At 63.3% G+C, this 12,257-nt stretch carries 11 protein-coding genes, 1 pseudogene and 1 riboswitch; of the genes and pseudogenes, 5 read left to right on the top strand and 7 right to left on the bottom strand.

Annotated features, from left to right (window positions below; translation table 11 throughout):
* Window position 1 precedes the first annotated feature (1 nt).
* Window positions 2-997, top strand: a complete 996-nt coding sequence (gene araD1 / locus AC3EML_RS08015; protein WP_352521674.1) for an AraD1 family protein — start codon at window positions 2-4, stop codon at window positions 995-997.
* Window positions 998-1,031: 34 nt separating this feature from the next.
* Window positions 1,032-1,472, top strand: coding sequence for a hypothetical protein (locus tag AC3EML_RS08010; RefSeq protein ID WP_023696690.1), 441 nt, complete (start codon window positions 1,032-1,034; stop codon window positions 1,470-1,472).
* A gap of 17 nt (window positions 1,473-1,489) precedes the next feature.
* Here the strand turns inward: AC3EML_RS08010 and AC3EML_RS08005 are convergent, their stop codons facing one another.
* Window positions 1,490-2,260, bottom strand: coding sequence for an ABC transporter substrate-binding protein (locus AC3EML_RS08005; RefSeq protein WP_023681945.1), 771 nt, complete (start codon window positions 2,258-2,260; stop codon window positions 1,490-1,492).
* 101 nt (window positions 2,261-2,361) lie between these two features.
* Window positions 2,362-3,456, bottom strand: coding sequence for a 2'-deoxycytidine 5'-triphosphate deaminase (locus AC3EML_RS08000; protein WP_023699517.1), 1,095 nt, complete (start codon window positions 3,454-3,456; stop codon window positions 2,362-2,364).
* 140 nt (window positions 3,457-3,596) lie between these two features.
* A riboswitch (SAM riboswitch) is annotated at window positions 3,597-3,674 on the top strand.
* Window positions 3,675-3,731: 57 nt separating this feature from the next.
* On the opposite strand from AC3EML_RS08000, the gene AC3EML_RS07995 reads away from it, so the two are divergent.
* On the top strand, window positions 3,732-4,922 hold the full coding sequence (locus AC3EML_RS07995) for an O-succinylhomoserine sulfhydrylase (protein ID WP_023669633.1): 1,191 nt from the start codon (window positions 3,732-3,734) through the stop codon (window positions 4,920-4,922).
* A gap of 11 nt (window positions 4,923-4,933) precedes the next feature.
* On the opposite strand, the gene AC3EML_RS07990 is transcribed toward AC3EML_RS07995, so the two are convergent.
* A complete protein-coding gene (locus AC3EML_RS07990; protein WP_352521672.1) occupies window positions 4,934-6,085 on the bottom strand; it encodes a ceramide glucosyltransferase in 1,152 nt (383 codons plus the stop codon).
* A 223-nt stretch (window positions 6,086-6,308) separates the two neighbouring features.
* On the opposite strand from AC3EML_RS07990, the gene apaG reads away from it, so the two are divergent.
* Window positions 6,309-6,701, top strand: a complete 393-nt coding sequence (gene apaG / locus AC3EML_RS07985) for a Co2+/Mg2+ efflux protein ApaG (protein ID WP_023738215.1) — start codon at window positions 6,309-6,311, stop codon at window positions 6,699-6,701.
* Window positions 6,702-6,887: 186 nt separating this feature from the next.
* On the opposite strand, the gene AC3EML_RS07980 is transcribed toward apaG, so the two are convergent.
* The 3 genes from AC3EML_RS07980 to AC3EML_RS07970 all read right to left on the bottom strand — a co-directional run bounded on the left by AC3EML_RS07980 (window position 6,888) and on the right by AC3EML_RS07970 (window position 10,157).
* The gene (locus AC3EML_RS07980; RefSeq protein WP_352521671.1) at window positions 6,888-7,919 is read right to left on the bottom strand and encodes an Hsp33 family molecular chaperone; all 1,032 of its coding nucleotides are present in this window, start codon (window positions 7,917-7,919) and stop codon (window positions 6,888-6,890) included.
* 108 nt (window positions 7,920-8,027) lie between these two features.
* On the bottom strand, window positions 8,028-8,939 hold the full coding sequence (gene argF, locus AC3EML_RS07975; RefSeq protein WP_023669629.1) for an ornithine carbamoyltransferase: 912 nt from the start codon (window positions 8,937-8,939) through the stop codon (window positions 8,028-8,030).
* A gap of 18 nt (window positions 8,940-8,957) precedes the next feature.
* Window positions 8,958-10,157, bottom strand: a complete 1,200-nt coding sequence (locus tag AC3EML_RS07970; RefSeq protein ID WP_352521669.1) for an aspartate aminotransferase family protein — start codon at window positions 10,155-10,157, stop codon at window positions 8,958-8,960.
* Between the two features lie 358 nt (window positions 10,158-10,515).
* Here AC3EML_RS07970 and AC3EML_RS07965 point away from each other — a divergent pair, with 358 nt between their 5' ends.
* Window positions 10,516-11,034, top strand: a complete 519-nt coding sequence (locus AC3EML_RS07965) for a GcrA family cell cycle regulator (RefSeq protein WP_023692533.1) — start codon at window positions 10,516-10,518, stop codon at window positions 11,032-11,034.
* 142 nt (window positions 11,035-11,176) lie between these two features.
* Here the strand turns inward: AC3EML_RS07965 and AC3EML_RS07960 are convergent.
* A pseudogene (locus AC3EML_RS07960) lies at window positions 11,177-12,186 on the bottom strand (magnesium and cobalt transport protein CorA).
* Window positions 12,187-12,257 lie beyond the last annotated feature (71 nt).

Below are 12,257 nucleotides of genomic sequence, written 5' to 3'. Positions count from 1 at the left end.
CATGCTGATCTCCCAGGTCCTCGACGACGCCGAGACCATCCGCGTCGTCGCCCGCAATGGCGGCGGCAAGACCAGGATCATCAACGGCGCCCGCAGCGTCTATTCGCTGGCCATGGAAGCCGCGCGCACCGGCACGGGCCTCGCCGCGCTGATTGAGCGCAAGGGGTTCGGTGAAGCGATAGACCTCGACGCCGTCTACAAGAAGGGCCGGCTGGTGTCCCCGATCAACCATCCCGATCCCGCGCATCTGCATCTGACCGGCACCGGCCTGACCCATCTCGGCTCGGCGGCGACGCGCGATTCCATGCACAAGAAGCTCAGCGATGGCGGCGAGGAGCAGCTTACCGATTCCATGAAGATGTTCCGCATGGGGCTCGAAGGCGGCAAGCCGGCCAAGGGCCAGACCGGCGTGCAGCCGGAATGGTTCTACAAGGGCAACGGCACCATGGCGGTGGCGCCGGGCGCCGCACTGATGTCGCCGGCCTTTGCGCAGGACGCCGGCGAGGAGCCGGAAATCGCCGGCATCTATGTCATCGGCGACGACGGCGCGCCGTTCCGCGTCGGCTTCACGCTGTCGAACGAGTTTTCCGATCATGTTACCGAGCGGGTGAACTATCTGTTCCTGGCACATTCCAAACTGCGCAACGCCTCGTTCGGGCCGGAAATCCTGATCGGCGACCTGCCGGCCGACGTCAGGGGCTCATCGCGAATCTATCGCGACAGCAATTTGCTGTGGGAAAAGCCGTTCCTGTCGGGCGAAGCGAACATGTCGCACACAATCGCCAATCTCGAACATCATCACTTCAAATATTCGGCCTTCCGCCAGCCGGGCGACGTGCATGTGCACATGTTCGGCACGGCGACGCTGTCCTTTGCCGACGGCATCAAGACTCAGGCCGGCGACGTTTTCGAGATCGAGGCCGCGGATTTCGGCCTGCCGCTGCGCAACCCGCTGGAGATCGAGCAGCCGGTGAAGGTGGCGGTGAAGGCGCTTTGAGGCAGCATCACATTTGGGAGCCGGAATGAACGGAATGCGGCTTGTCATTGTGTTCACGGGCGTGGCCCTGTTCCTGACCCAACCGTCGGTGGCCTTTAGCGCCGGCCAGTGCAGCCCGAAGTCCTATCGTGAAGCCCGTTTGGCGATGACGAGCCGTCTTCTGGCAACCGGCTATTCGAAAGCCCAGGTGAGCTTTCTGATGCGCAACACGGATCACATGACATCAGCGCTTCGCACCGACAGGCTGAACAACAATGGCAAGGTCTGCGGCATCGACTCCGCCAAGGCCCATGTCCTCGGTTGCCTCGACAAGCAGTTGTTCCCGTTGAAGCGCGGCTCAAACGCTTCGCTCGACGAGGTCAAACTGACCGAAGGCTTTTGGGGCAGGAAACGTTTGGCCGCACGCGAACTGCTGTTTATCGGCCATTTTCATGCCTGCCTTGGCGCCGCGAAAGAGTATCTCTTTCGCGGCTGACTCCGGCGGGCCGGAAGTCAATAAATATCGAAATCGAAATACTTGGCCTGGATCTTCTTGTAAGTGCCGTCGGCGACGATGGCGTCTATCGCCGCATTCAGCTTGTCGCGCAGCGCCGTGTCTTCCAGGCGGACAGCGATGCCGGCTTGCGTCTCGGTGCCCTTGACGTCGCCGACAAGCTTGCAGCAGCCTTCGCTCGCCTTCTTCAGCCAGTCCATCAGCACGAACTTGTCGGAGATGACGGCGTCGAGACGGCCGTTCTGCAGGTCGGTGATCGCCTCTTCCTGGGTGGGGTAGAGTTTCGCCTCGGCGCCGGCCTTGCCATAGGCGTCCTGAGCATAGTCGGCCTGGGTGGTCGAGGCCTGCGCGCCCACCGTCTTGCCGGCAAGGGCTGCCGGTTCGGTGGAAGTGAGGTCGCTGTCCTTCGGCGCCACCAGTGCCAGCGGCGTCGTGTAGTATTTGTTGGTGAAGGCGACCTGTTTCTTGCGCTCCTCGGTGATGCTCATCGAGGCGATGATGGCGTCGAACTTTTTCGCCTGCAGCGCCGGGATGATGCCGTCCCAGTCCTGGGTGACGATCTCGCACTCGACCTTCATCTGCGCACACAGCGCATTGGCAATGTCGATGTCGAAGCCCTCGATCTTGCCGTCCGCGGTGATGGTGTTGAAGGGCGGATAGGCGCCCTCGGTGCCGATCTTCAATTTCTCCTGCGCCTCAGCCAGCGAGCCGGCCGATATCACCAGCATGGCAGCGCTCGCTGCCGATATGATCCATCTTGAAATCTGCATTTTGGTTCCCCTTGCGCGCCGTTCTCTTGCCGGCCACCGAAAGGCAGCCAAGCATGGTGAGGCAGCGCAGGCAAGTATTTTGCCTGACGGTGATCGAAGGTTCAGCCGGCGGGGCGGAAATGCTTGGAGAGCTTGAGGCCTTGCGCCTGGTAATTCGAGCCGAGATCGGTGCCGTAAAGCGCCTGCGGCCGCTTCAGCATGTGTTCGTAGACCAGCCGGCCGACGATCTGGCCGTGGTCGAGGATGAACGGCACTTCGTGGCTGCGCACTTCGAGCACCGCCCGGCTGCCGGTGCCGCCTGAGGCCGAATGGCCGAAGCCCGGATCGAAGAAGCCGGCATAGTGAACACGGAATTCGCCAACCAGCGGATCGAAGGGCGTCATCTCGGCGGCGTAGAGCGGCGGCACGTGCACGGCTTCGCGGCTGACCAGGATGTAGAACTCGTCCGGGTCGAGCACCAGTTCGCCGGCGCCGCTCTTGTAGAGCGGCTCCCAGAAATCGACGGCATCCTGGGCGGCGCGCTTGTCGACATCGACCAAGCCGGTGTGATGCTTGCCGCGATAGCCGACCAGGCCGTTCTGGTCGCCGTCGAGATCGATCGACAGCGCAATGCCGCCGCCGGAAATGTTGGGCGGCTCGGTCGCCACCAGCATCTCGGCGCGGTGCAATTCGTTCAGTTCTGCCTCCGACAACAGCGCGTTGCCAGTGCGAAAGCGGATCTGCGACAGCCTCGATCCGGCGCGTACGACGATCGGGAAGGTGCGTGGACTGACTTCGAGATAAAGCGGCCCGTGATAGCCGGGGGCGATCTTGTCGAACTCATGGCCGCGATCGGTCATCACCCGGGTGAAGATGTCGAGCCGGCCGGTCGAGCTTTTCGGGTTGGCCGAGGCCGACACGTTTGCGGGCAGCGCCAGGCTTTCGAGCAGCGGCACGATGTAGACGCAGCCGGTTTCCAGCACCGCGCCCTCGGCGAGACTGAATTCGTGCAATTTCAGCCGGTGAAGCTTGTCGGCCACCAGATGATCGGGACCCGGCAGGAAGGAGGCGCGCACGCGAAAAGCCTTGTCGCCGAGCCTGAGATCGAGGCTCGCCGGCTGCACCTGGTCGACATCGAGCGCGCGCGGCGACTTCAGCGCGCCGGACTGAAACAGCGCGGAAATGTCCTGATCGGGAAGAATGCCTGTCTGCCGCAAAAGGCTGGCTCCGCTCCAAGGTCGGTCTCTTTGTGGCAGGTTCTTGCCGCAAAACCGCTGGATATTATTGCGGAACCTGCCTGGTACAAACCTCTTAATGAAGCCGGCAATTGACGCAAGCTCAGGTGAGGTCTAAAGGGTCGTTATCCCGTGGTGATTTGGCCGGTCGGCTTGCAGCCACGTTAAACAAGTCGCTAAAGGACCGTCGGGCCGCAAGGCCATATGGACCGGTTGCGACTTTCGCGGCCGGTTTTTTTGTGTCTGGAACAAAAGCGATGAGCACCAAGAAGCGTAACTGGAAACCTCAGACCGCACTCGTGCACGGGGGAACGCTGCGTTCCCAGTTCGGCGAGACGTCCGAAGCGATGTACCTCACCCAAGGCTATGTCTACGAGACGGCGCAGGCTGCCGAGGCCCGTTTCAAGGGCGAGGAGCCGGGCTTCATCTATTCGCGCTATGCCAACCCTACCGTCGACATGTTCGAAAAGCGCATGTGCGCGCTGGAGGGTGCCGAAGATGCGCGCGCCACGGCGTCCGGCATGGCGGCGGTGACGGCAGCGCTCCTGTGCAGCGCCAAGGCCGGCGACCATATCGTTGCGGCGCGCGCGCTGTTCGGCTCCTGCCGCTGGGTGGTGGAGACGCTGGCGCCGAAATACGGCATCGAGGCAACGCTGGTCGACGGCACCGACATCGCCAACTGGGAAAAGGCGGTGCGGCCGAACACGAAACTGTTCTTCCTGGAAAGCCCGACCAATCCGACGCTGGAAGTGGTCGACATCGCAGCGGTGGCGGCGCTCGCCACCTCGATCGGCGCCAGGCTGATCGTCGACAATGTCTTTGCCACGCCCTTGCAGCAGAAGCCCTTGCAGCTCGGCGCCCATATCGTCGTCTACTCCGCGACCAAGCACATTGACGGCCAGGGACGCTGTCTCGGCGGCATCATCCTGTCGGACAAGAAATGGATCGACGAGAATTTGCACGACTATTTCCGCCACACCGGCCCGAGCCTGTCGCCGTTCAACGCCTGGACGCTGCTCAAGGGCCTGGAGACGCTGCCGGTTCGGGTGCGCCAGCAGACGGAAAGCGCGGCCAAGATCGCGGATTTCCTGGCAGGACGGCCGGAAATCGCCCGCGTCATCTATCCCGGCCGCGCCGACCACCCGCAGGCCGACATCGTCAAGAAGCAGATGACGGGCGGATCGACGCTGATCTGCCTCGACGTCAAGGGCGGCAAGCAGGCGGCCTTCGCCTTGCAGAACGCGCTCGACATCGTGCTGATCTCCAACAATCTCGGCGACGCCAAGAGCCTGATCACCCATCCGGCGACCACCACGCACAAGAACCTCAGCGACGAAGCTCGCGCCGAGCTTGGCATCGGGCCGGGAACGCTCAGGCTGTCGGTCGGTCTTGAGGATACGGACGATCTGCTGGAGGACGTTGCGCAGGCGCTGAAGGCAGCCGGGTAGGCCGCGAGGCGTCACGCTCCCGACGAAACCTCTTCCAGTTCGGCCGTCTTGGTGCCGATGGTCATGGTGTTGCCGCGCCAGTCGACGGCGCCGCTCAGCCAGCCGCGCGCCCAGATGGCGGGAAGCATCATGTCGCGGACCATCATCGCCGGGACCATGCGCAGCGACAGATGCCAGCCCTTGGCCGCGGCCAGCGCGCATTCGGGAATGTAGGCCGCCGTCAGCACGGCCAACACCGTGGCCGGCAGGCTGATGCCGGCACTTGCGGCCGCCACCAGCGCCATCGCCAACGGCACGGCGACGCCGGTCAGGATCTCGGGTGCGAAAAACAGCGGGAAGGTGACGCGGCGCAACCGCGCCCAGCGCGCCTGGCGCGACCAGATGTCGGCATGTCGGCGCTGCCCCAGTGGTTGCTCGAAAGGCGAGGCAACGAGATTGACGCGCAGGCCCAGTCCGTTGACCAGCTTGGTTGCAGCAGCATCCTCGGCGATCTCGGCGGCCAGCGCGCGGATACCGCCACTGGTATCGAGCATCGGCTTGTTCCACAGCATGCTCTTGCCCTGGGCAAAGCCGAGGCCAAGCGCCTCGCCGGCATATTGCCAGCGCGCCTGCAGCGTGTTGAGGAACGCGCATTCGACCTCGGCCCAGAAGCCATCCGGCCGCGAGCCGATCGGCGTCGAGCAGATAAGCCCGGTATTGGTCCGCCAGGCCGCCATCAGGTGCTGGACGTAATCCCTAGGCATCAGCACGTTGGAATCCGCCAGAATAACCCAATGATAGCGCGCCGCTTCCCAGCCCTTGACGCAGTTGTTGAGCTTCGGGTTGCTGCTGACGCGGTCGTCGCCGATCAGCAGCCGGGCCGGCACGTTGGGAAACAGGACGATCGCCCTGTTTATCAGTTCGACGACCGGGTCGTCGGCGTGAGCGACGCAGAAGATCAGTTCGTAGATCGGCCAGTCAAGCGAGAAAGCTCGCTGCAGCGTCTCTTGTGTGAACGGCTCCACGCCGCGCGACGGCACGACGATCGAGACCGGCGGCTGCTCGTTGGACGGCGGAGGGATGAGACGGCGCGCTTTCAGCTTCGACGATGCAAGCAGGATGCTGGCGAGATTGGAAAGAAGCAAAGCGGAGGAAGCGAAGGCGGCTGTGAGAGCTGGTTCCATCGAGATCTGGTCACTCCGGAAAGGCCGCTCGCGGCTGCTTTGTCAGTCGACAGATGGGCCTTGAGTCGCCGGCAAGGTTTGCGCACACCAACATTGTCATGTGTCACTTAAATGACAATTGTTTGTCGGCACCTGCGCTTTGAGGCTGGCAGGACATGCCGCTCTGCGCGTATCAAACCGCATGGCGCGACAAATGTTCCCTGCCGCGCAACCGGAGCAGCCCATGTACCGCGCCGTCACGCGCAACATCGAAGTGCAGGTCAGACCGTTTTACCTGGAGGACCGCTCGGACCCGGCGGAGAACCGTTATGTCTGGGGCTACCAGGTGACGATCGACAACCAGTCGGACGATTTCGTGCAGCTTATGTCGCGTTACTGGCACATCACCGACGGCAGCGGCCGGGTCGAGGAAGTGCGCGGCGCCGGCGTGGTCGGCGACCAGCCTGAGCTCAATCCCGGCGACAGCTATCAATACACGTCAGGCTGCCCGCTATCGACGCCGTCCGGCTTCATGGTCGGCCACTACACCATGCGCAACAAAAAGGGCGAGACGTTCGACGTCGCTATTCCCGCGTTTTCGCTGGATCTGCCGGGGACCCGACGGACGGTGAATTAGGGGTTTTCTCCCCGTCACTATACGGGGAGAAATGCCCGGCAGGGCAATGAGGGGCAGCGCCAAACTCATGAGGTTATCTTCCACGCACATGACCTAGGCTATGCGCGGCCATTCACCAAAGTTCGCGCTGCCCCTCATCCGCCCTTCGGGTACCTTCTCCCCGTGAACGGGGAGAAGGTAGAGATGCTACTGAGCTGCAAACTCCGCCGGGTCGAAGTCGTACTGCTTCGAGCAGAACTCGCAGGCGACGTGGATGCCGCCATCTTCGGTGCTGTCCTTGATTTCCTGCGCGGAAAACCCCTCGAGGATGCCGCGTATCTTGTCCCTTGAGCAGGAACATTGGTCGGCAACCGGCACGCCGCCGAAGACGCGCACGCCATGTTCGTGGAACAGCCTGTAGAGCAGCCGCTCGGCGCCGATGGTCGGGTCGATCAGCTCGGTCGGCTCGATGGTGCCGAGCAGCGCCACCAGCTCGCGCCAAGAATTGTCGGCCGGCTCGTTCATCACGTCGCGCGGATCGCCGTCGCCCCCCGAAATGTCGGGCACGCGCATGCGCTCGGGCGACTGCGGCAGGAACTGCGCCAGGATACCGCCGGCGCGCCACTGCTCGCGCGCACCGCCGGGGCCGGGCGTCAGCAGCTTGGCCACCGACAGCCTGAGGTCGGTCGGGATCTGCTCCGACTGGCGGAAATAGGTGCGCGCGGCGTCTTCCAGCGTCTCGCCGTCGAGCTGGACGATGCCCTGATAGCGCTGCGTGTGCGCCCCCTGGTCGATGGTCAGCGCCAAAACGCCGCTGCCCAGCAGCGTCTGCTGCGAGGTCTGGCCTGCGGCCACCAGGGCCTCCAGCCGGTCGGCGTCGAAACGCGCATAGGCGCGCAATGACGAAGGCGTGGAGAAATCCGCGACCAGCATGTCGACCGGCCCGTCGGTGCGGGTCTGCAGGATGAACTTGCCTTCGAATTTGAGCGAGGTGCCGAGCAGCACCGTCAGCACACAGGCTTCCGCGAGCAGGCGGGCGACCGGCTCGGGATAGTCGTGACGGTTGAGGATGGCGTCGAGCATCGGCCCGAGTTGCACGGTGCGGCCGCGCACGTCGAGCGGGCCGACCTCGAAGGGTACGACATGATCGTCGCCGGCATAGCCGAACTCGCCGAGTTTGGGGTGATGTTCAGTCACTTGATGCGTTTCCAACATGACAAAGCTCCAGGGCGCGGCCATGCGGCCCGGAGGGGTGCATGCGTCCAAACGCGCTTGATTTGCGTGATGCGGCGCAAATAGGCATCACGCCGCCCCGGATCAAGCGCTTGGAGATCAAGCGCCTGGAGATCAAGCGCCCAGACACCAGGCCAAAACCGCCTTCTGGGCGTGAAGCCGGTTCTCGGCTTCGTCGAAGACCACCGAATGCGGACCGTCGATGACCTCGTCGGTCACTTCCTCGCCGCGGTGCGCCGGCAGGCAGTGCATGAACAGGGCGTCGGGCTTGGCCCTGGCCATCAGCGCCGCATTGACCTGATAGGGCGAGAAGACATTGTGGCCGCGGGCGCGGTGTTCCTGGCCCATCGACACCCAGCAGTCGGTGACGATGCAGTCGGCTTGGTCGACGGCTTCCTCGGGCGAGCGGGTGAAGTGCAGCTTGCCGCCATTGCTCTTCGACCAGTCGATATGCTTTTGCGCCGGCTCGCTGCCTTCCGGCACTGCGACGTTCAGGTTGAAGCGGAACCGCGCCGAAGCTTCGAGCAGCGAATGCAGCACGTTGTTGCCGTCGCCGGTCCAGGCGATGGTCTTGCCGGCAACCGGACCGCGATGCTCCTCGAAGGTCATGATGTCGGCCATCAGCTGACAGGGATGGGTGTCGTCGGTCAGCCCGTTGATGACCGGAATCGTGGCATTCTCGGTCAGCTCGAGCAGCCGCTCATGCGACGTGGTGCGGATCATGATGGCGTCGACATAGCGCGACAGCACCTTGGCGGTGTCGGCAATGGTCTCGGAACGGCCGAGCTGCATTTCGGTCCCGGTCAGCATGATGGTCTCGCCGCCGAGCTGTCGCATGCCGACGTCGAAGGACACGCGCGTGCGCGTCGACGGCTTGTCGAAGATCATGGCCAGCACCTTGCCTTCGAGCGGTTTGGTCCGTTCGCCGGCCTTGAGGCGCGCCTTGCGCACCACCGCATCGTCCAGCATCAGGCGCAGATCGCCTTCGGAAACGGCGGAAAGATCGGTGAAATGGCGAAGGCTCATCGGGAATGGTTCTCGGGATTACTTCGCGGCGGCCGCGGCGATGGCGTCGGTCAGGCCCTTGGCGCCGGCGCGGATGCAATCGAGCGCTTCGCCGATCTCGGCGTCGGTGACGGTCAGCGGCGGCAGCAGACGAATGACGTTGTCGCCGGCCGGCACCGCCAGCAGATGCTGGTCGCGCAGCGCCATGTTGACCTTGGTGTTGGGCATGGCGCATTTCAGGCCAAGCATCAGGCCGCTGCCCCTGATGCCTTCGATGACATCAGGAAATTCGTCGGCGACCGCCGCCAGGCCCTGCTTCATCAGCAATGCCTTGCGCTGGACGTCTTCGAGGAAGCCGTCTTCCAGCACGACGTCGAGCACAGCGTTGCCGACCGCCATGGCCAGCGGATTGCCGCCGAAAGTGGTGCCATGCACGCCTGCCGTCATGCCGACGACAGCGTCGTCGGTGGCGAGGCACGCGCCCATCGGGAAGCCGCCGCCAATGCCCTTGGCAATCGCCATGATGTCGGGCGTCACGCCGGTCCATTCATGCGCGAACAGCTTTCCGGTGCGACCGATACCGCACTGGACCTCATCGAAGATCAGCAGCAGGCCGTGCTGGTCGCAGAGCTGCCGCAGCCGTTTCAAGGATTGCGTCGGCACCGGGCGGATGCCACCCTCGCCTTGCACCGGTTCGATCAGGATCGCGGCGGTCTCTGGTGTGATCGCCTTTTCGGCGGCGTCGATGTCGTCGAAGCCGACCTGGTCGAAGCCTTCGACCTTGGGCCCAAAACCTTCGAGATATTTGTACTGGCCGCCGGCGGCGATGGTCGCCAGCGTGCGGCCGTGGAAGGCGCCTTCGAAGGTGATGACCCGGAAGCGCTCGGGATGGCCCTTGACGAACTGGTAGCGCCGCGCCGTCTTGATCGCGCATTCGAGCGCCTCGGCGCCGGAATTGGTGAAGAACACCTTGTCGGCGAAGGTGGCGTCAGCCAGCCGCTCGCCGAGCCGGGCCTGCCCCGGGATCTCGTAGAGATTGGAGACGTGCCAGAGCTTGGCCGCCTGTTCGGTCAGCGCCGAGACCAGATGCGGATGGCTGTGGCCCAACGAATTGACCGCGATGCCGCCAGCGAAATCGAGATATCGCTCGCCCTTGTCGGTAACCAGCCAGGTGCCTTCGCCATGGTCGAAGGCCAAAGGGGCGCGGGCAAAGGTCTCGTAAAGCGCCGAACCGCTCATTATATGCGTCTCCGGTACCGGAAAAATCAAAAAAGCCGCCAAAGCGGCGGCCTTTGCGGCTTATCGTGTTTTTCGGCCATGAAGTCAACGAAAACGTCGTGCAGAGGCGCGCGGCAAGCTCCCGACGAGACGCTGGCTCATAAGCGACCGGGCAAGTTGGGGAAAACCTAAAAAACCGATTCGTGTTGCACCTGGGACTCTTGTCACCGAGTCAACACATGAGGTAATTGTAGTCGGGAAATAACTAGATTTCGTGCGGCGGACCTAATCACCTAATATATGTGGTGTCTGCCCCGGCAAAGATTGCCGGGTCGGGAACGGATTCCGGCTGCCGCACACTTAGCAGGAGCGCGGTCTCATGAACTGGACTGACGAGCGGGTCGAACTTCTCAGGAAACTGTGGTCGGAGGGCTTGAGCGCAAGCCAGATCGCCGCCCAACTCGGCGGGGTCAGCCGCAACGCGGTCATCGGCAAGGTGCACCGGCTGAAGCTGTCGGGCCGCGGACGCTCGACCGCGACGCCGGCGCGTCAGAAGAAGACAACGCAGGGATCTTCGATCCAGAAATCGGTGCCGCGCGCCGCAACCGCGCAGCGCCATGTCACGACTTCGATCGGGGCGAACGCGCTGCAGGCGCAGTTCGACGCCGAGCCAGTGGCGCGCCACTACATCCGCCCGGTCGAAAACGTCGTCGTGCCGATCTCGCGGCATCTGCAGCTCACCGATCTCACCGAGCGCACCTGCAAATGGCCGAATGGCGATCCGCTGTCGGAAGACTTCAACTTCTGCGGCAACGAGGCGGCTGAAACCGGACCTTACTGCAAGTACCACGCAAGGGTGGCGTTCCAGCCGGCTTCAGAGCGGCGCAGGAGCCGGTAGTTAGGAATAGGGATTGGGGACTGGGCAGTAGGGAATGGGGTAGCGCTCGTCAGGCGCTACCTTATTCTGCCTACTGCCTACTGCCTACTGCCTACTGCCTACTGCCTACTGCCTACTGCCTACTACTGCCTACTGCCTACCATCACAGCCACCCACTCTTCCGAAATCGCCAATACAAAAACGAGCAGATCAGCGCGATCGAGACCAATACGACGGGATAGCCGTATTGCATCTTCAGTTCCGGCATGTCGTCGAAATTCATGCCGTAAATGCCGGCGAGCGCCGTCGGCACCGCCAGGATCGCCGCCCATGAGGCCAGCTTCTTGGTGTTCGCGGTTTCCTGGCTCTGGCCGACCAGCAGGCTGGCTTCGAAAGCGAACGCCAGAACCTCGCGCAGGCTGTCGATCTTTTCCTGCACGGTGCGGATATGGTCGGTGACATCGCGAAACAGCGGATGCATTGCGGTATGGATCTGCGGCAGTTCGGCGCTGGTTAGCCGGCGGCAGACCTCGACCAGCGGCAGCGCCGCATTGCGCAGGCGCAACAGATCGCGGCGCAGCATATAGAGCCGCTCGATGTCGGGACCGGTCATCGGCTTCAGCAGCACCCTGTCCTCGATCGCCTCGACCTCGTCCTCGATCTGCTCTAGCACCGGCATGTAGTTGTCGACGATGAAGTCGAGGATGGCGTAGAGGACGAAATCCTCGCCCTTGGCCAGTGAGAGTGCGGACAGCTTTCCCAGTGCTGGCGCACGGCGGCGTATGAGGTCGAGGGACCATGCCTGACGCTGACGATATAGCCTGAGCCGACGAACAGATGCGTCTCGCCGAAGGTGACGCGTCCGTCGATCAGCTGTGCAGTGCGGGCAACGATGAACAGCGCATCGCCATATTGCTCGATCTTCGGCCGCTGGTGCGGATGTTCGGCGTCTTCAATCGCCAGCTCATGCAAATGGAATTGCGCCTTGACGCGCAGCAGAAGCTCGCGGTCGGGTTCGAGCAGCCCGATCCAGACGACATGGCCCGACTTCTTGGCCCATTCACCGGCTTCCTCGATCGGAATGTCGGCGATGCGCTTGCCGGCGGTGTAGACGCTCGACGCGATGATGCCGGACGATGCCGGCGCCGGCTTGAACTCTCGGACATATTCCATCGCAGCCTCCTGAGCGCCTGGCCTTGGCCAGGAACCGAGACGCTAACATCCGGGTAGTTTAGCGCAATATG

Source organism: Mesorhizobium sp. P170090 (assembly GCF_057786115.1).
Note: the sequence above shows the minus strand (reverse complement) of the source record. Positions and strands in the feature narration are given on the sequence as shown.